The 16,573-nt window shown below is 68.7% G+C and carries 19 protein-coding genes, 1 tRNA gene and 1 riboswitch; of the genes, 6 read left to right on the forward strand and 14 right to left on the reverse strand.

Annotation, left to right across the window (positions count from 1 at the left end; all coding sequences use genetic code 11):
* Positions 1–23 precede the first annotated feature (23 nt).
* From OG883_RS26545 to OG883_RS26575, 7 genes are all read right to left on the reverse strand, one after another.
* Positions 24–818 carry an SDR family NAD(P)-dependent oxidoreductase gene (locus OG883_RS26545; RefSeq protein ID WP_266549458.1) on the reverse strand — a complete coding sequence of 265 codons (795 nt, stop codon included), beginning with the start codon at positions 816–818 and terminating at the stop codon, positions 24–26.
* Between the two features lie 391 nt (positions 819–1,209).
* The gene (locus tag OG883_RS26550) at positions 1,210–1,605 is read right to left on the reverse strand and encodes a hypothetical protein (RefSeq protein ID WP_266545560.1); all 396 of its coding nucleotides are present in this window, start codon (positions 1,603–1,605) and stop codon (positions 1,210–1,212) included.
* A gap of 92 nt (positions 1,606–1,697) precedes the next feature.
* A complete protein-coding gene (locus tag OG883_RS26555) occupies positions 1,698–2,765 on the reverse strand; it encodes a hypothetical protein (protein ID WP_266545562.1) in 1,068 nt (355 codons plus the stop codon).
* 151 nt (positions 2,766–2,916) lie between these two features.
* A complete protein-coding gene (locus OG883_RS26560; protein WP_266545565.1) occupies positions 2,917–3,624 on the reverse strand; it encodes a DUF1707 domain-containing protein in 708 nt (235 codons plus the stop codon).
* Between the two features lie 140 nt (positions 3,625–3,764).
* Positions 3,765–4,724, reverse strand: coding sequence for an ATP-binding cassette domain-containing protein (locus OG883_RS26565; protein WP_266545568.1), 960 nt, complete (start codon positions 4,722–4,724; stop codon positions 3,765–3,767).
* A gap of 99 nt (positions 4,725–4,823) precedes the next feature.
* Positions 4,824–5,672 carry an ABC transporter permease gene (locus tag OG883_RS26570; protein ID WP_266549461.1) on the reverse strand — a complete coding sequence of 283 codons (849 nt, stop codon included), beginning with the start codon at positions 5,670–5,672 and terminating at the stop codon, positions 4,824–4,826.
* Positions 5,673–5,748: 76 nt separating this feature from the next.
* A complete protein-coding gene (locus OG883_RS26575; protein ID WP_266545570.1) occupies positions 5,749–6,549 on the reverse strand; it encodes an ABC-2 family transporter protein in 801 nt (266 codons plus the stop codon).
* A gap of 204 nt (positions 6,550–6,753) precedes the next feature.
* On the opposite strand from OG883_RS26575, the gene OG883_RS26580 reads away from it, so the two are divergent.
* Complete coding sequence (locus tag OG883_RS26580; protein WP_266549464.1) at positions 6,754–9,066, forward strand: transglycosylase domain-containing protein; 2,313 nt, start codon at positions 6,754–6,756, stop codon at positions 9,064–9,066.
* 85 nt (positions 9,067–9,151) lie between these two features.
* On the opposite strand, the gene OG883_RS26585 is transcribed toward OG883_RS26580, so the two are convergent.
* The 3 genes from OG883_RS26585 to OG883_RS26595 form a co-directional block, all read right to left on the reverse strand.
* Positions 9,152–9,472: a multidrug efflux SMR transporter gene (locus OG883_RS26585; RefSeq protein ID WP_266545580.1), complete on the reverse strand. Its 321-nt coding sequence runs from the start codon at positions 9,470–9,472 to the stop codon at positions 9,152–9,154.
* A 32-nt stretch (positions 9,473–9,504) separates the two neighbouring features.
* Positions 9,505–9,568, reverse strand: a riboswitch (guanidine-III (ykkC-III) riboswitch).
* Positions 9,569–9,637: 69 nt separating this feature from the next.
* Positions 9,638–9,979, reverse strand: coding sequence for a co-chaperone GroES (locus OG883_RS26590; protein WP_266545582.1), 342 nt, complete (start codon positions 9,977–9,979; stop codon positions 9,638–9,640).
* Positions 9,980–10,022: 43 nt separating this feature from the next.
* The gene (locus OG883_RS26595; RefSeq protein WP_266545584.1) at positions 10,023–10,343 is read right to left on the reverse strand and encodes a DUF3618 domain-containing protein; all 321 of its coding nucleotides are present in this window, start codon (positions 10,341–10,343) and stop codon (positions 10,023–10,025) included.
* A gap of 137 nt (positions 10,344–10,480) precedes the next feature.
* Between OG883_RS26595 and bcp the strand changes: the two genes are divergently transcribed.
* From bcp to OG883_RS26615, 4 genes are all read left to right on the forward strand, one after another.
* A complete protein-coding gene (gene bcp / locus OG883_RS26600) occupies positions 10,481–10,948 on the forward strand; it encodes a thioredoxin-dependent thiol peroxidase (protein WP_266545587.1) in 468 nt (155 codons plus the stop codon).
* Positions 10,949–11,079: 131 nt separating this feature from the next.
* Positions 11,080–11,769: an HNH endonuclease signature motif containing protein gene (locus OG883_RS26605; RefSeq protein ID WP_266545588.1), complete on the forward strand. Its 690-nt coding sequence runs from the start codon at positions 11,080–11,082 to the stop codon at positions 11,767–11,769.
* Positions 11,766–12,422, forward strand: a complete 657-nt coding sequence (locus OG883_RS26610; protein WP_266545589.1) for an HNH endonuclease — start codon at positions 11,766–11,768, stop codon at positions 12,420–12,422. Before OG883_RS26605 ends, OG883_RS26610 begins: the two co-directional genes overlap by 4 nt.
* Before the next feature lie 51 nt (positions 12,423–12,473).
* Positions 12,474–12,557, forward strand: a tRNA-Leu gene (locus OG883_RS26615).
* Between the two features lie 59 nt (positions 12,558–12,616).
* On the opposite strand, the gene rdgB is transcribed toward OG883_RS26615, so the two are convergent.
* The 4 genes from rdgB to OG883_RS26635 all read right to left on the reverse strand — a co-directional run bounded on the left by rdgB (position 12,617) and on the right by OG883_RS26635 (position 14,931).
* Positions 12,617–13,219, reverse strand: a complete 603-nt coding sequence (gene rdgB, locus OG883_RS26620; RefSeq protein ID WP_266545592.1) for an RdgB/HAM1 family non-canonical purine NTP pyrophosphatase — start codon at positions 13,217–13,219, stop codon at positions 12,617–12,619.
* Between the two features lie 8 nt (positions 13,220–13,227).
* Positions 13,228–13,614, reverse strand: a complete 387-nt coding sequence (locus OG883_RS26625; RefSeq protein ID WP_266545593.1) for a hypothetical protein — start codon at positions 13,612–13,614, stop codon at positions 13,228–13,230.
* A 166-nt stretch (positions 13,615–13,780) separates the two neighbouring features.
* The gene (rph, locus tag OG883_RS26630) at positions 13,781–14,503 is read right to left on the reverse strand and encodes a ribonuclease PH (protein WP_266545594.1); all 723 of its coding nucleotides are present in this window, start codon (positions 14,501–14,503) and stop codon (positions 13,781–13,783) included.
* A gap of 107 nt (positions 14,504–14,610) precedes the next feature.
* Positions 14,611–14,931, reverse strand: a complete 321-nt coding sequence (locus tag OG883_RS26635) for a PTS glucose/sucrose transporter subunit IIB (protein WP_323180982.1) — start codon at positions 14,929–14,931, stop codon at positions 14,611–14,613.
* 142 nt (positions 14,932–15,073) lie between these two features.
* Here OG883_RS26635 and OG883_RS26640 point away from each other — a divergent pair, with 142 nt between their 5' ends.
* Positions 15,074–16,333: a PTS transporter subunit EIIC gene (locus OG883_RS26640; protein ID WP_266545597.1), complete on the forward strand. Its 1,260-nt coding sequence runs from the start codon at positions 15,074–15,076 to the stop codon at positions 16,331–16,333.
* The last annotated feature ends 240 nt before the right edge of the window (positions 16,334–16,573 follow it).

Below are 16,573 nucleotides of genomic sequence, written 5' to 3' on the forward strand. Positions count from 1 at the left end.
CCGCGGCACCGTCGCGCCAGGGCTCAGGTCGTCTTGGTCTGGCCGCCGTCGATGAGGAATTCGGCGCCTGTGATGTTCGCGGCGCGGGGCGAGGCCAGGAAGAGCGCGAGGTTGGCGACCTCCTGAGGTTCGGTGAAGCGTCCCGTCGTGATGCCCATCTGCTGGGGCACCACCACGTCCACGGCCTCCTGGGCAGTGGTCCCTGCGCCGGCCGCCACGGCCTCGGCGAAGCCGCCAGGGGCGGTCCAGAACGGGGTGCGGACCGGTCCCGGAGCGATGGCGTTCACCCGTACGCCGCGCGGCGCAAACTCCTCCGACAGCGCCTTGGTGAGGCTGGTCAGCGCGGCCTTGGCCGCCGAGTAGTCCACCACGGTGGGGAAGGGCATCCGGGCGTTGAGGGAACTGATGTTGACGACCGCGCCTTCGCCGTCCGCGAGCAGGTGCGGCAACGCGGCGCGGCTGGCGCGGACGGCGCTGAAGAAGTTCAGGTCGAAGCCCCGCTGCCACTGTGCGTCGTCGACGGCGAGGAAATCGGTGCGGGGCTCGGTGGCTCCGACGTTGTTGACCAGGACGTCGATCCTGCTATGACGTTCCATCGCCGCCTGGATCAGTGCATCCACGCCTTCGCCGGTAGCCAGATCGCCGGTGACGAAGGCCACGTCATACGTCTCGCGCAACGCGGCCAGCTCAAGGGTCTCGGAACGGCTGCCGGCGACCACTCGCGCGCCCTCACGCAGGAACGCCTCGGTGATGGCCAGGCCGATGCCCTTGCTGGCGCCGGTGACGACGACGACTTTGTCGGTGAGCTCCAGATCCATCGGCACGCACTCCTGTGTCAAGAACTCGGCATGGACTTTTCTCATGAATCGGATATTCATTGGCATTGTGGGCGTCGGATCCCATGCGCCCTCGCAGGCACGCCGCGCCCTGCTGTCGGGGTGTGAGACCACCATCAGCTGCGGTCGGCCCTCGACTGATCCTCTGGCTCTGGACATCGCATCGGCCCCAACCTTCGGTGTGCGTCCAGCCGCACCGTCCGCGGCCGCGCCCGCCGCCGGGTTGCCACCCTCGGCGCGCGGCCGCCGGAGGCGTCCGCCGGTGTGCACCCTGATGTCACGCAGTTCTTCGCGGTCGGATCAGACGTCACCGCACATCCAACCGTCACGACCACCAACCCGGCGAACCTATGCGGTCACAGCACCAGCGAAGCTATTCGGCGTCGTCGCGGCGCAGGTAAGAGCGGATGTCATCGAGGCCGTCGAGGGCTCGTCCGTCGACATCCGACGGGTCCAGCTCGGCCCGGGTCGCCAGAGACTCGGCCAGCGCAACCGCTCGATTGCCGAGTCGTCCGAACCTGCGGGCCGTATGCCCCAAGCACAGGCCGGCCAGCCCGAGCAGCTGGCTCCCGGGCGCCGCCCTCGACCCCACCTCGATACAGCAATGCTCGATGAACGCTCGATCGTCGTCGTTCAAGGCGATGCCGACCAATGCGACTGCTGCCGGGGCTTCCAGCGCGCTGTCATCGAGTGCCCTTTCCACTGCCTCGGCGACGACGTCATGGGGCAGCGCGGGGGGATTCTCGAACGTGCGGTGGGAGTGCGTCACGCGGTGAGGCTACGCGGTGCACATGGACGCGCAGCGCGAAGCCCTACACCCTCAGTCAGGGGCATACGAGGCGAAGGTTGCCCGATGCGGCACTAGTGCTTGGGGGCAGGCACTTCACGGCCGGGGAGTGCAAGATCCGTGCAGCCGTGCCGCTTCACCTGGTCCTGCGCGAACGTGGTGAGCAGCGCCCTCAGCTGTGGCCCCCCGATGCCGGGCACCCCGCCCGAAGATGCCTCGAAGTTGGCGGTCTCGGCATCGCACCGGGCCTTTGCCCGGCCCCAGTCGGCGGTCAGCAGCGGCCGGGTCTCCCCGCCGTCCCCCGCCAGGCTCACCCGCTCGGCGGCAACCTTCTTGAAGGGGACCTCGCTCCAGTCCCCGTACCAGGCGTTGAAGCGCATCGCCGGGCTCTTGTCACCCTTGCGGTAGAGCTCGCAGCGGCTGACGGGCGCGGCGTCGTTGGCGTCGATGCCCACCCTCCACTCCGCTTCCCGGGGCAGCTTCGCGCCGGCCAGCCAGCCGCAGGGGGTGCCGGCCGAGGCCGAGATCCGTACGGGCTCAGGCCGCTGGGACAGCGCTCGGTCCGGGGCCTTGACCGGCTCCGCCCCGCAACCGAGCTTCCTGGAAGCCTCGTTGGTCACGGCGACGGCGGTCCGCAGGAGGGCATCGGGCGCCTCCTTCATGAGAGCCCCGGAAGCCGACGTACGGACAAGCAGGCGCCGCGGCCGGCCCTCCGCGTCCTTGCCGAGGTCCGGGCAGGTCTGCAGCAGCCGCACGGTGCGGCGGCCCTCGTCGACGAACCCCGGCAGACCTTCGGGCAGCGCGCCGACCTCCTGGGCGGTCCCGCGGTGGAAGGCGCTTCTCATCATCAGGTCCTGGCTGTCGCGGTCGGTGTACGCGACCGCGGTGATGCCCCTGTTCCGGAAGTCGTCGCTGTAGCCGAGCGCACAGGAGTAGGCGCCCATCTCCTTGCTGACGTACTCGTACTCGGAGGTCAGATGCTCGTCGTCCGGCATCAGCGCGTCGACCGCCTCGTCCGGCAGCGCACCGCCGCAGGCCTCGCGCGCCAGCCACCAGTCCTTGGCGTACGGCTGCGCGAAGTAGCCGACCGCGGCCAGCACGACCGCGGCGATCACGCCGACCTTGACCCACCGCGGCAACATCCCCGCCCCCGTCACAACCGTCGTACCCGGCGTCCTGGCGTACCTGGCCTACCGGGTCCCGGGGTACCCGGCCTACCGGGCGTACCGGCGTCCCCGGCCTACGGGCGTACCCGCCGGACTCGAACCACTGACCGACGGGACCCTACCGGGCTCAGCCGAGCTCCTTGCGGTCGCCCTTGTCCAGCCGGCCGCGCTCGCCCCTCTCCAGGCGCTCCCGCTCGGCCGCGCGCTCCGCCTTGATCCGCTGCTTCTCGGCCTTCCTGAGCTTGCGCTCGACGCCCACGCCGCCCATCAGCGCAAAGCCCGTGATCTTCACGCGCGGCGCCGTCGGATCGGGCTCCGCGTCGCCCTCGCCCTCCTCGCCGAAGCCGCCCATGAAGCCGATGCCGCTGACGTCGACGTTCAGGTCGGGCGGTACGACGATGTGGACGCCGCCCATGACGGCGAAGCAGCGGATCACCGTCTCACGGTCCTCGAACCGGGCCTCGCGCAGGTCGAGTTCGCCGCCGCCCATCAGCGTGAAGCTGGTGAACAGCCGGGGGACCGTCCAGGTGCCCTTGCGGCTGAAGCCGCCCCAGAAGGCGAACGCGCCCTTGGAGGTGCCGGGCCCTCCGATGCGCTCGGCCCAGCGGCCGGAGCCGGTGGCGGCCGCCGGGGACGTGGTGAAGGCGCCCGTCAGCGGAAGGTCGCTGACCAGAGGTTCCAACTCGCCGTGCGTACGCGCCTTGTAGGCGGCGTCGAGGCGCTGCTCGAACTCCTCCATGTCGAGCCGCCCCTCCGCCACGGCGTCACGCAGCCGCTCGGCCACCCGCTCACGCTCGGAGTCGGAGGCACGCATCTCAGGGAGTTCGCTCGTCATAACGGCAGCCTAGTCAAGACCGCCCCGCCCTCACAGACCTGATCTCACGGCTCCGACCTCGCAGACCTCATCCGCCAGACCCGATCTCAGGTCCGATCTCACGGGTCCGATCTCACAGGTCCGATCTCACAGGCCGGATCTCACAGGCCCGACCGTTCCGCGTACATCTTCGCGATCACGGCCTCGATGTCCGGCTCCCGCACCGACAGGTCCACCAGCGGATACCGGGCCGCCAGCTCGGCCACCAGCGGCGCCGCCGACTGCGCCGCCGGGAACGCCAGCCACTGCCGCGGCCCCTCCACCCGCACCGTGCGCGCGGAGTCCAGGATGATCGGCGGCAGCACGCGCTCCAGGTCCACCACCAGCGTCCGCTCGCTCTCCCCCACCTCATGGAGACCCGCCAGCGCCCCGTCGTACATCAGCCGACCGTGATCGATGACCATCACCCGCTTGCACAGCTGCTCGATATCGGTCAGATCGTGCGTCGTCAGCAGCACCGTCGTCGCCCGCTCGGCATTCAGGTCCCGCAGAAACTCCCGCACCTTCGCCTTGGAGATCACATCGAGCCCGATGGTCGGCTCGTCCAGATACAGCACCTCGGGATCGTGCAGCAGCGCCGCCGCGATGTCCCCGCGCATCCGCTGACCGAGTGAGAGCTGCCGCACCGGCACCTCCAACAGCGCGCCGAGGTCGAGCAGTTCGACACAGCGGTCCAGGTTCTCCCGGAACCGCTTGTCCGGGATCCGGTACATCCGGTGCACCAGCCGGTACGAATCCTTCAGCGGCAGGTCCCACCACAGCGTCGTACGCTGCCCGAACACCACCCCGATCCGCTGCGCCAGCCTCGTACGCTCCCGGGACGGATCGATACCCGCGACCCGCAGCCGCCCCCCGCTCGGCGTCAGGATGCCCGTCAGCATCTTGATGGTGGTGGACTTCCCGGCGCCGTTCGGGCCGATGTAGCCGACCATCTCGCCGCGCGGCACGCGGAAGCTGATCCCGTCGACCGCCCGGACCTGATGCTTCTCGCGGCGCAGCCTGCCCGCCTTGCGCCGTACGTCGAAGACCTTCTCGACACCGTCGAGCTCGATGAAGTCCATGCAGTAGCTCCCTCGCTCCCTGACTTCGTGGCTTCCTGACTTTCGGGCTTTCGGGCTTTCGGGCTTTCGGGCTTCCGGGCTTCCGGGCTTCCGGGCTGCCTAGCTCCCTGTGCTCCGGTAGGAGCGAAGTCCGGCCCGCCAGGCGAGAGAGGCCAACCAGCAGCACACCGCAGCGACCACCGGCGGCAGGAAGGCCAGCCACTGCGGCACGTCCAGCGGATACGGCCGGCCCAGCACGTACAGCGCCGGCAGCCAGTTGATGAAGGCCAGCGGGACCACGAACGTCACCCCGCGCACCAGATCCTTCGCGAACAGCGTCGGCGGATACTGCAGCAGCGTGTTACCGCCGTACGTGAAGGAGTTCTGCACCTCGGAAGCGTCCTGCGCCCAGAACTGGAACGCCGCCCCCGCCACATACAGCGCCGAGAAGATCGCCGCCCCGCTGAGCACCATCATCGGCACCATCAGCACCCGCAGCAGAGTCCAGTCGATGTTCAGAACGAGCACGCCGTAGCCGAACACCAGCATCCCCTGGGTGATCCGGCCGAGACGGCGCAGCGCGAACCGGTCCGCCGCCACCTGCGCGAGCACCGGCACCGGACGTACCAGCAGCGTGTCCAGCGTCCCGTCGCGCACCCGCCGCCCCAGCCGGTTCATCGACCCCATGACCAGGTCGGCGAGGCCGAAGGAGGCGCCCGTCGCCCCGTACAGAAAGGCGATCTCGGCGAGGGAGTAGCCGCCCAGCGCGTTCACGTGCTGGAACATCAGAATAATCGCGATGAAGTCGAAGCCGGTCGCCACGAAGTTCCCGAGCGCCGTCATCACGAACGAGGCGCGGTACGCCATCGTGGAGCGGATCCACATCATCGCGATCAGACCGTACGCGCGCAGTCCGTTCGACAGCACCGACAGCCGCGACAATCGCGGCGGCCCAGGAATCCCCTGAATCCCAGGGAGCCCAGGGAGCCCAGGCCCCCCGGGCAGCTCCCGAGGCCCCGCGGGGCCCGTGCGCCCCGGCAGTCCGTCAGCCACCCTGAACCACCACCCTGCGCGTCGCGACGGACTGCAGCGCCCGCCCGGCGGCCAGCAGCGCCAGCGCCCAGCCGCCCTGGAAGGCATACGCCCGCACCAGTCCCCACCCCGTGTACTTCCCGAGGAGGACATCCGCGGGGACCTGCAGCAACGACGACCACGGCAACGCCCGCGCCACCTCGCCCAGCGCGCCGGGGAACAGATTGAGCGGCAGCAGCATCCCGGAGAAGAACATCCCCGCCAGCCAGCAGATCTGCATCACCCCGGCCCCGTCCATCAGCCAGAACGCGGAGAGCGCCACCAGGAAACGGACCGCGAAGCTCACCACCACCCCCAGCGCCACCGACACCACGAAGGCGATCCAGGTCAGCGGGGACAGCGGCAGCGCCAGATCGAAGGCGAGACCTCCGAGCATCATCGGCACCATCCCACGTCCCACCAGATGGAAGGCAGCCCGGCCCAGGTCTCCTGCCATCCACCACAGTTGAAGGTCGGCCGGCCGGTACAGATCGATCGCGATGTCGCCGGTGCGGATCCGCTCCATCAGCTCGTCCTCGAAACCGCCGCCCATCATGGCGCAGGTCATCAGCAGCGCCTGGCCCAGCCACACATAGGTGAGCGCCTGCGAGAGGTCGTACCCACCCAGCTGCGGGCGCTCGTCCCACAGGGCGATATAGGTGTACGCCATGATGAAGCCGAAGACGGTGTTGGTGAACACTCCGGCCGCCGTCGCCATCCGGTACGTCGCATAGCGCCGGAACCCACCCGCCGCGACGGCCACGTACAGCCGCACTGGGACCCCCCTCTGCCGCCGGGCACCAAAGCGCACGACCTTAGCCCAGCGGCGAAGGCCGCCGCGACCGTATTTCGGCCCGACGGGTCCAGGGGTTGACCGCACGAAAAGTGCAGTATGGGTGACATGAGCGACGATCCACAGCAGCCGGTCTGGACAGTCAGGGACGCGACCGCCGTCCAGTCGGCGCCCGCACCCCGGAAGATGGGCAAGCAGGGTGGGAAGCCCCGCCGCGAGCACACCGGTTGGCGCCGGCTCATCCCCACCTGGCGGATGGTGCTCGGCACGTCCCTGCTGATCGCGCTGCTGCTGATCGGCGGCTTCTCCGCCGGCTACATGCTCGTCGAGATCCCGCCCGCCAACGCCACGGCCACCGCCCAGTCCAATGTCTACCTCTACCGGGACGGCACCCAGATCGCCCGCGACGGCGAGGTCAACCGCGAGAACGTGGCCCTCGCGCAGGTCCCCCTGACGGTGCAGCACACGGCACTGGCCGCCGAGGACCGGGACTTCTACTCCCAGCCCGCCGTCGATCCCAAGGCGATGGTCCGCGCCGCCTGGAACACCCTCACCGGCAAGGGAAAGCAGTCCGGCTCCACCATCACCCAGCAGTACGTCAAGAACTACTACCTGGGCCAGGAGCAGACCATCACCCGAAAGGTGAAGGAGTTCTTCATCGCGGTGAAACTGGGCCGCGAGGAGAGCAAGAGCGACATCCTCGAGGGCTATCTCAACACCAGCTACTTCGGGCGCAACGCCTACGGCGTCCAGGCCGCCGCCCACGCGTACTACGGCAAGGACATCAAGGACCTCGACACCGCGGAGGGCGCCTACCTCGCCTCGCTCCTCAACGCACCCAGCGCCTACGACGTCGCCACCCACCCCGAGAACAGGGCGGCGGCTCTCGCCCGCTGGAACTACGTACTCGACGGCATGGTCAAGGAGAAGTGGCTCAGTCCCGCCGAGCGCGCGGCCACGGAATTCCCCGTGCCGCTGACGGCGAAGCCCGCGACCGGCCTGTCGGGGCAGCGCGGCTACATCGTCCAGGCGGTCGAGGACTACCTCACCAACAACCACATCATCGACGAGAACACCCTGGCCACCGGCGGCTACCGGATCACCACCACGCTCCAGAAGCCGAAACAGGACGCTTTCGTCAAGGCCGTCGACAAGCAGGTGATGTCGAAGCTGAAGAGCAAGCGCGCCGCCGACCGCAACGTCCGCGTCGGCGGCGCCTCCATCGACCCGGCCACCGGCAAGGTCGTCGCCCTGTACGGCGGCATCGACTACACGAAGCAGTACGTCAACAACGCGACCCGCCGCGACTACCAAGTCGGCTCCACTTTCAAACCATTCGTCTTCACCTCCGCCGTCGAGAACGGATCCACCACCGAGGACGGCGTGGCGATCACCCCCAACACCTACTACGACGGCAGCAACCAGAGGCCGGTCCAGGGCTGGAGCGGGCCGCCGTACGCCCCCGAGAACGAGGACGAGGCCTCGTACGGCCCCATCACCGTCCGTGCCGCCACCGACAGGTCCGTCAACTCGGTCTACGCCCAGATGGCCGTCGACGTCGGTGCCGAGAAGGTCGAGCAGACCGCGATCGACCTCGGGATCCCCGAGAACACCCCGGACCTGGACGCCTCACCCTCCATCGCCCTGGGCCCCGCCACCGCCAGCGTCCTCGACATGACGGAGGCGTACGCGACCCTTGCCAACCACGGCAGGCACGGCACGTACACGCTCGTCGAGAAGGTCACGAAGAACGGCGTGGACGTGGAGCTGCCCGAGGAGGACGAGGAGCAGGTCGTCAGCCGGGAGGCCGCCGACACCACGACCTCGATCCTGCAGAGCGTGGTCGAGGACGGCACGGGCACGGCGGCCCGGTCCGCGGGCCGTCCGGCGGCCGGCAAGACCGGTACGGCGGAGGAGGACAAGGCCGCGTGGTTCGCGGGCTACACCCCGAACCTGGCGACCGTGGTCGCGGTGATGGGCCAGGACCCGGTCACGGGGGTGCAGAAGCCGCTGTACGGGGCGCTGGGGCTGTCGCGGATCAACGGGGGCGGGGCGCCCGCGAAGATCTGGGGCCAGTTCACGGCCGCCGCGCTCGAGGACGAGGAGATCGAGGAGTTCGATCTGACGCTGGGGGAGGGCGCGGAGGAGGAGCGGCCCGAGGAGGAGGAGGAGGAGTCCGAGGAGCCGGAGGAGCCGGCCGAACCGAGCGAGCCGTCCCCGTCGGCCGAGCCGTCCCAGCCGGCCCGGCCCGGCGAGCCGAGCCCGTCGCAGGACGCGGACACCCAGGGCCGGACCGGGGGCAGGACCGAGGGCAGGACCAGCGGCGGAGCCATCGGCGGAACCATCGACGGCCTGACCAACGGCACCACGGACACCGGCGGAGGAACGACCGACCACGGAACAGCCACCGGCGGAGGCACGGACGGCACCACGGGCAGAGGCACGACCGACAGCCGCGGCACCGGCACGGGCACGGGCACAAGCCGCCCGCCGCAGTGACCCGGCCGCGGCGACCCCGCCGGTGATCCGGCCTCAGTGACCCGGCCGCCGCCCCGGCCCAGTGACCCGGCCGCAGTGACCCGCCTCAGTGACCCGCGGTCGCCTTCAGCCCCACCACCGCGACCAGCAGCAGACAGACGAAGAAGATCCGGGCCGCGGTCACCGGCTCGTTCAGCACGAGCATGCCGACCACCGCCGCACCGGCCGCACCGATGCCGACCCAGACGCCGTAGGCCGTACCGATCGGCAGAGTCCTGGCGGCATGCGACAACAGCAACATGCTCACGACGATCCCGAGACCGGTGAACACGCTCGGCCACAGCCGGGTGAACCCGTCGGTGAACTTCATCCCGATCGACCAGCCGACCTCGAGCAGACCGGCGACAACAAGCAGAACCCAGGCCATGACGGCACCTCCGAGACGCGGAACTTCAGCGGGGTGCGTCGTCTTTGCCTGACCCGGTACGACGCGTCTCGTCGGGATCAGTCAAAGATAGCAAATGCGGTGCAAGGGTCACGTGACAAGGAAAGGGCTGATGGCGTCCGCCACCAGCCCTCTCACCTGCGGTTCTTACAAGTACAGCCCGGTCGAGTCCTCGGATCCCTCAAAACGGTCCGCGGCGACAGCGTGCAGATCGCGCTCCCGCATCAGTACGTACGCCACGCCCCGCACCTCGACCTCGGCGCGGTCCTCGGGGTCGTACAGCACCCGGTCCCCCGGCTCCACGGTCCGTACGTTCTGCCCGACCGCGACCACCCCGGCCCAGGCGAGACGCCGGCCGACCGCCGCGGTCGCCGGGATGACGATGCCGCCGCTGGAACGCCGCTCGCCCTCCGGGATGTCGGTCCGGACCAGCACACGGTCGTGCAGCATCCGGATGGGCAGCTTGTCGTCGTGGGTGTTGTCGCTCACGCCTCGAACCTACCTGGCGTGAAGCGTCCCGTACGCCGCTGGGTCACCCGCGGCGCCTGCGCGCCGACACGGCCAGCAGCCCCACCAGCCCCACGGCCACCAGCGCGACGGGCACCAGCCGCTCCAGCCGGGGAGCCCCGTCCTCCGCCACGAACTTCTCCCTGACGTCGGACACCGTGCGGTTCACGGCGACGAACGCCCGCCCGGCGGTCTGGTCCACGCTCGAGGCGATCCTGGCCCTGACGTCACCCATGATCGTCTTCGGGTGCATCCGCACCCCGATCTCGTCGAGCGTCTCGGCAAGCTGGTCGCGCCTGCGGACGATGTCCGCCTCGATCTGCGCAGGGGTCCTGGCATCCGACACCGCGCTGCCTCCGTGGTCGTTTCCGGTAGTCCTTCGTCGACAGTCTGTCAGCTCGGCAGCGCCCGCACCCCACGGCACCCCTATTACGCTCGATGACGTACACACCTCACGCGCGCCCGACACGATTACGGAGAACCATGAGCGAGCGACTCCAGCCCGGCGACACCGCCCCCGCCTTCACCCTGCCCGACGCGGACGGCAACGAGGTCTCGCTCGCGGACCACAAGGGCCGGAAGGTCATCGTCTACTTCTACCCGGCGGCCCTGACGCCCGGCTGCACCAAGCAGGCCTGTGACTTCACGGACAACCTGGAGCTGCTGACGGGCGCGGGCTACGACGTGATCGGCGTATCCCCGGACAAGCCGGAGAAGCTGGCGAAGTTCCGCGAGCAGGAGAGCCTGAAGGTCACGCTGGTCGGCGACCCGTCGAAGGAGACGCTGGAGGCGTACGGCGCGTTCGGCGAGAAGAAGCTGTACGGCAAGACGGTGACGGGCGTGATCCGCTCGACGGTCGTCGTCGACGAGGAGGGCAAGGTCGAACGCGCGCTGTACAACGTGAAGGCCACCGGCCACGTCGCCAAGATCATCAAGGACCTCGGCATCTGAGCCCCGTGCTCCCGGAAGGGCCCGTACCGTCAGGCGGTGCGGGCCCTTCCGCATTCCGGACGTGACCATCCGATAAACGGTTCGTTACTCAGTGCGAGGCTGCGAACGCGCAGCCGGAGGACGGGGGGACGATGGTGGTCAGTCCATACACACGGGAGCGCCTGGCCGAGGCCGCCGATTCGTCGCGGACACTGTCCGAGGCGCTGACAAAACTCGGGGTGGACCCCAAGGGCTCGCGCCGTTCCTACGTTCGCGAGCGCATGAGGAAGTTGGGTATCGACACCTCACACTTCGAGCGCGAAGGCACGCGCTGGACGAGAGACATCCTGGAGTCCACTGTCGCCGTGTCGACCAGCGTGTACGAGGTGTTGCGGCGGCTCGGTCTTGATGTCGTGGGCGGTCAGCACACACATATCAGCCGTCGCATACGAGCCCTTGGGATCGATACGTCCCACTTCACACCGCATGCGCGAACAGAGCGAACGCGGAACGACAGGCGCCGCAGGACAGCCGCCGAAATCCTGGTCGAGGAACAATCAGCGACCGCTCGCCGCGTACCCGGCGAGCGGCTCAAGAGAGCACTGCTCGAACTCGGCATCGCCGAATCCTGCGCCATCTGTGCAATCAAGTCCGAATGGCTGGGCCGCCCGCTGCCGCTCGAGGTGGATCACGTCGATGGCAACTGGCGAAACAATCGCATCGAGAATCTGCGGCTCCTGTGCCCAAACTGCCACTCGACCACGGACACCTACCGGGGGCGCGGCAAGGTGCGCAGAGCCGGCATTCCCCGGCCATCGCGTCTCGGCGACGAGTACCGATGAAGCAACGCAGGCAGTACACGCAAGAGTTGCTGGCCGAAGCCGCAGCACAGTGCAGCGACGCCGATGAGGTCATCGCGTTCTTCGGCACCACTCCGTATGAACGTCTCGGCCGCTATCTGATGAGCCGCTTCAGCCACTACGGCATCGACGTCTCGCACTTCTCACCCGCAGGAGGGGGCCAACGGCCCTCCACAGCGGACCTGAGACAGGCCGTGGCCGAGTCTGTCTCCATCGCCGAGACGCTGAGACTGCTCGGCCGCCCGGACAACCGGAGCCAACGGGCTCTGCTGCACCGCTGGACGACCGGGGACGGGCTGGACACGGGGCACTTCTTGGGCCAGGCCCATCAGCGGGGGAAGGCCGGCCCAACCCCGGTCAGGGCCGCCACGGATGTGCTGGTCAAGCACAACGGCAAGCGCCGCCCCCGCGCAGCGATGCTGCGAAGAGCACTGCACGAGATCGGCGTTGCCGAACAGTGCGCCATGTGCGGTACCGGCCCAGTCTGGAACGGTATGCCCATGACCCTGGAGGTCGACCACATCAGCGGCGACTGGAGCGACGACAGGGTCGAGAACCTTCGGCTGCTCTGCCCCAACTGCCACGCCGTCACCAGCACGTGGTGTCGGGGAGGCCGGCGCCGAAGAGCCCTTTGACGTACCTCGATCTGCTTCGGCCGCCTGCCCCGGTACCATGGCAGGCGGCTGGCGGCGGTGGCGCAACGGCGACGCAGCAGACTTAGGATCTGTGGCCTGTGAAAGGGCTTGAGGGTTCGAATCCCTTCCGCCGCACGATGAATGGCCTGCGAATCAAGAGGTTCGATTCGCAGGCCATTGTTGCGTGTCAGCGTTCAGCCCAGCAGCTCACGTACCACCGGGACCAGTGCCCGGAACGCCTTGCCCCGGTGGCTGATCGCGTTCTTCTCCGCGGGAGTCAGCTCCGCGCAGGTACGCGTCTCGCCCTCCGGCTGGAGGATCGGGTCGTAGCCGAAGCCGCCCGTGCCCGAGGGGCTGTGCCGCAGGCTGCCGAGCAGTCGGCCCTCCACCACCCTCTCCGTGCCGTCCGGGAGCACCAGGGCCGCCGCGCACGCGAAGTGGGCTCCCCGGTGCGCCTCGTCGATGTCGGCGAGCTGGGCGAGCAGCAGGTTCAGGTTGGCGGTGTCGTCGCCGTGACGGCCTGCCCAGCGCGCGGAGAAGATGCCGGGCGCGCCGCCGAGGACGTCGACGCAGAGGCCGGAGTCGTCGGCGACGGCCGGGAGGCCGGTCGCCCGGGCCAGGGCGTGGGCCTTGAGGAGTGCGTTCTCGGCGAAGGTGACGCCGGTTTCCCTGACATCGGGGATGTCGGGGTAGGCCTCCGCGCCGACGAGGTCGTGGGGCAGGCCCGCGTCGGCGAGGATGGCCTTGAGTTCGGTGATTTTCCCGGCGTTGCGGGTGGCGAGAATCAGACGGGTCATGCCCTCGATTATCCGGGCGTGCAGACCTTGCCGATCTCCGTCGCCGCGTCGGTGACCGGCGTGATGTCCGGGGTGCTGTCGCCGCCCTCGATCGACTTGCGGACGTTGTCGACACCCGTGCCCAGGTCGTCGACGGCCTTGCTCAGGTCGGCGTTGTCGGTCTTGTCGCCGAGGTCCTTGAGCTCCTTGTCGATGTCGTCGAGGGCCTGCTCGGCCTTGAGCGGGTCTTCGGCGGCGCTGGAGACGGACTGCTGGAGCTTGTCGACGCTGGTGGCGATCGCGTCGGCGGTACGGGCGCAGTCGAGGGCCTTGTCGAGAGCACCGCAGCCGGCGGTGATCGGTACGACCAGAGCGGCGGTGGCGAGCGTGAGGGCTATGCGGCGGCGCGCAGACATGGAACGGTCCTCCCCAAATACGGACGGGCGCACGGTTCGGCCCGTGCGCCCGTGAGTGTAACGACGCCCGACGGGGCGCTCTTGGTTGCTTCTTTACCTGATTGCCCGGCCTGATTGCCCGGCCTGATTGCCCGGCCTGATTGCCCGGCCTGATTGCCCGGCCTGCTTACCCGAGCACCTCGCGCTGGATCGCGGCGAGGTCGGCGCAGCCGCCGGTGGCCAGGTCGAGGAGGGCGTTGAGCTCCTTGCGGTCGAAGGGCTCGGCCTCGGCGGTGCCCTGCACCTCGACGAAGCGGCCGTCGCCGGTGCAGACGACGTTCATGTCGGTATCGGCGCGCACGTCTTCCTCGTAGCAGAGGTCGAGCAGCGGGATGCCGTCGACGATGCCGACGCTGACGGCGGCGACGGTGCCGGTGAGCGGCTGGCGGCCGGCTTTGACGATCTTCTTGCCCTGGGCCCAGGCGACGGCGTCGGCGAGGGCGACGTACGCGCCGGTGATCGCGGCCGTACGCGTACCGCCGTCGGCCTGGAGGACGTCGCAGTCGAGGACGATGGTGTTCTCGCCGAGGGCCTTGTAGTCGATGACGGCGCGCAGCGAGCGGCCGATGAGACGGCTGATCTCGTGGGTGCGGCCGCCGATCTTGCCGCGTACGGATTCGCGGTCGCCGCGGGTGTTGGTGGAGCGCGGCAGCATCGAGTACTCGGAGGTGACCCAGCCTTCGCCGCTGCCCTTGCGCCAGCGCGGGACGCCTTCGGTGAAGGACGCGGTGCAGAAGACTTTGGTGTCGCCGAAGGAGATGAGGACGGAGCCCTCGGCGTGCTTGCTCCATCCGCGTTCGATGGTGACCGGGCGGAGCTGTTCGGGGGTGCGGCCGTCGATTCGAGACATGCCGTCGAGCCTAGCGGCTGTGCGGAAGGGCCCCGTTCCGGCCTGAACGGGGCCCTCCGGCGGCTGAGCTCAGCGGCTCATACGGGCTGAGTCGGACATGGCTGAGGTCACATCATGTCTTCGATGTCCGCGGCGATGGGGTCGGCGTCGGTGCCGATGACGACCTGGATCGCGGTGCCCATCTTGACGACGCCGTGTGCGCCGGCGGCCTTGAGGGCGACTTCGTCGACCTTGCCGGGGTCGACAACTTCGGTACGGAGGCGGGTGATGCAGCCCTCGATCTCTTCGATGTTCTCGATTCCACCGAGCCCGGCGACGATCTTCTCAGCCTTGCTGGCCATGTCTTTCTCCCTGCGTTTCAAGAGCGCTGAGCGCTGCCTCGGCCCACCATTGGTCCGCTTCGTCACGGTAACGCACGGTTGGCCCATCTTCGCGGGCGGGTAACCGTCTCATACCGAATGATGACGATCACCAGAGCCCTGTCCCGCGAGCGGTTCCGGGGCCGTGCCCCGACTGGTCTACACCAGTCTGCTACAGCTGCCAAACCTGGCTCGTTCCGGGAGGACGTCGATGAGCTCCGACAGCGCTGCCGCGCCGCAGCGGACGTGGCGGAACGGGCTGTACCAGGGGCTGCAGAAGGTCGGCCGCAGCCTCCAGCTCCCGGTGGCGGTTCTGCCTGCCGCCGGTCTGCTCGTCAGCCTCGGCAACCTATTCTCGGCGTCTCTGGACGGACCGTTCTGGGACAAGACCTCCAAGGTCCTCATGCTGGGCGGCGGGGCGATCCTGGACGGCGCCTTCGGTCTGCCGCTGCTGTTCTGCATCGGTGTCGCGATCGGCTTCGCGAAGAAGGCCGACGGTTCGACGGCCCTCGCCGCGGTTGCCGGATTCCTGGTCTACAGCAATGTGTTGAAGGCGTTCCCGATCGACGGCACGGTCACCGAGCTGCTCCCGGACGGCAAGCCGCAGAACCCGGGCGTCCTCGGCGGCATCCTCATCGGCCTGCTGACCGCGGTGATCTGGCAGCGCTACCACCGCACCAAGCTCGTCGACTGGCTCGGCTTCTTCAACGGCCGACGGCTGGTCCCGATCATCATGGCGTTCCTCTGCGTGATCCTCGGGGTGCTGTTCGGGCTGCTGTGGGAGCCAGTGGGTGACGCGCTGACCTGGTTCTCCAAGCAGCTGATCGATCTGGGCGCATGGGGTGCGGGCATCTTCGGTGTCGCCAACCGGCTGCTGATCCCCATCGGCATGCATCAGTTCCTGAACACGTTCTTCTGGTTCCAGGCGGGCGAGTACACGGCGGCCGACGGCAAGGTCGTCCAGGGTGACCTGACGCGCTTCTTCGCCGAGGACCCCTCGGCGGGCCAGTTCATGTCGGGCTTCTTCCCGATCATGATGTTCGGACTCCCGGCCGCCGCCCTCGCCATCGCGCACTGCGCCCGTCCCGAGCACCGCAAGAGGGTGATGGGGCTGATGATCTCCGTCGCTCTCACCTCGTTCGTCACGGGTGTGACCGAACCCCTGGAGTTCTCCTTCATGTTCGCGGCGCCGCTGCTGTACGGCGTGCACGCGCTGCTGACGGGTGCGTCCATGGCGATCACCTGGGCGCTGGGGGTGCATGCGGGCTTCGCCTTCTCGGCCGGCTTGATCGACTACGTCGTCAACTGGCATCTGGACACCAAGCCATGGCTGATCATTCCGATCGGCCTGTGCTTCGCCGTCGTGTACTACGTGGTGTTCCGCTTCGCGATCACGAAGTTCGACATCCCCACTCCCGGTCGCGAACCGGAGGAGGTCGAGCAGGAGCTGGAGCGGGAGAGCACCAAGTAGCCACCCGCTCCCGCCCCGTAACCCCCCGCAAGACCCTCGGCCCCCATGACCCGGGGCCTCATGTCGTACATGTCAATTTATGATCCAGGCCACAGAAATCGAAGGTTCCTTATAGAACCCTCACGTGCTACAACTGGTCTACACCACTGAGTGGTGTAGACCACGCGGCGGTCGCCGCGTTCCCCTTGAGACGCCGCCCTCCCCGTGTCATGTCCCCTGGCGGCGCCTTGCCCTCCCCCA

The sequence above is a fragment of the Streptomyces sp. NBC_01142 genome (assembly GCF_026341125.1).
Classification (GTDB): Bacteria; Actinomycetota; Actinomycetes; order Streptomycetales; family Streptomycetaceae; genus Streptomyces.

Coding starts and splice junctions, on each gene's coding strand:
- OG883_RS26545 (WP_266549458.1), bottom strand. CDS start 818: ATGGATCTGGAGCTCACCGACAAAGTCGTCGTCGTCACCGGCGCCAGC.
- OG883_RS26555 (WP_266545562.1), bottom strand. CDS start 2,765: ATGTTGCCGCGGTGGGTCAAGGTCGGCGTGATCGCCGCGGTCGTGCTG.
- OG883_RS26560 (WP_266545565.1), bottom strand. CDS start 3,624: ATGACGAGCGAACTCCCTGAGATGCGTGCCTCCGACTCCGAGCGTGAG.
- OG883_RS26565 (WP_266545568.1), bottom strand. CDS start 4,724: ATGGACTTCATCGAGCTCGACGGTGTCGAGAAGGTCTTCGACGTACGG.
- OG883_RS26580 (WP_266549464.1), top strand. CDS start 6,754: ATGGGCAAGCAGGGTGGGAAGCCCCGCCGCGAGCACACCGGTTGGCGC.
- OG883_RS26585 (WP_266545580.1), bottom strand. CDS start 9,472: ATGGCCTGGGTTCTGCTTGTTGTCGCCGGTCTGCTCGAGGTCGGCTGG.
- bcp (WP_266545587.1), top strand. CDS start 10,481: ATGAGCGAGCGACTCCAGCCCGGCGACACCGCCCCCGCCTTCACCCTG.
- OG883_RS26605 (WP_266545588.1), top strand. CDS start 11,080: ATGGTGGTCAGTCCATACACACGGGAGCGCCTGGCCGAGGCCGCCGAT.
- OG883_RS26610 (WP_266545589.1), top strand. CDS start 11,766: ATGAAGCAACGCAGGCAGTACACGCAAGAGTTGCTGGCCGAAGCCGCA.
- rdgB (WP_266545592.1), bottom strand. CDS start 13,219: ATGACCCGTCTGATTCTCGCCACCCGCAACGCCGGGAAAATCACCGAA.
- OG883_RS26625 (WP_266545593.1), bottom strand. CDS start 13,614: ATGTCTGCGCGCCGCCGCATAGCCCTCACGCTCGCCACCGCCGCTCTG.
- rph (WP_266545594.1), bottom strand. CDS start 14,503: ATGTCTCGAATCGACGGCCGCACCCCCGAACAGCTCCGCCCGGTCACC.
- OG883_RS26635 (WP_323180982.1), bottom strand. CDS start 14,931: ATGGGCCAACCGTGCGTTACCGTGACGAAGCGGACCAATGGTGGGCCG.
- OG883_RS26640 (WP_266545597.1), top strand. CDS start 15,074: ATGAGCTCCGACAGCGCTGCCGCGCCGCAGCGGACGTGGCGGAACGGG.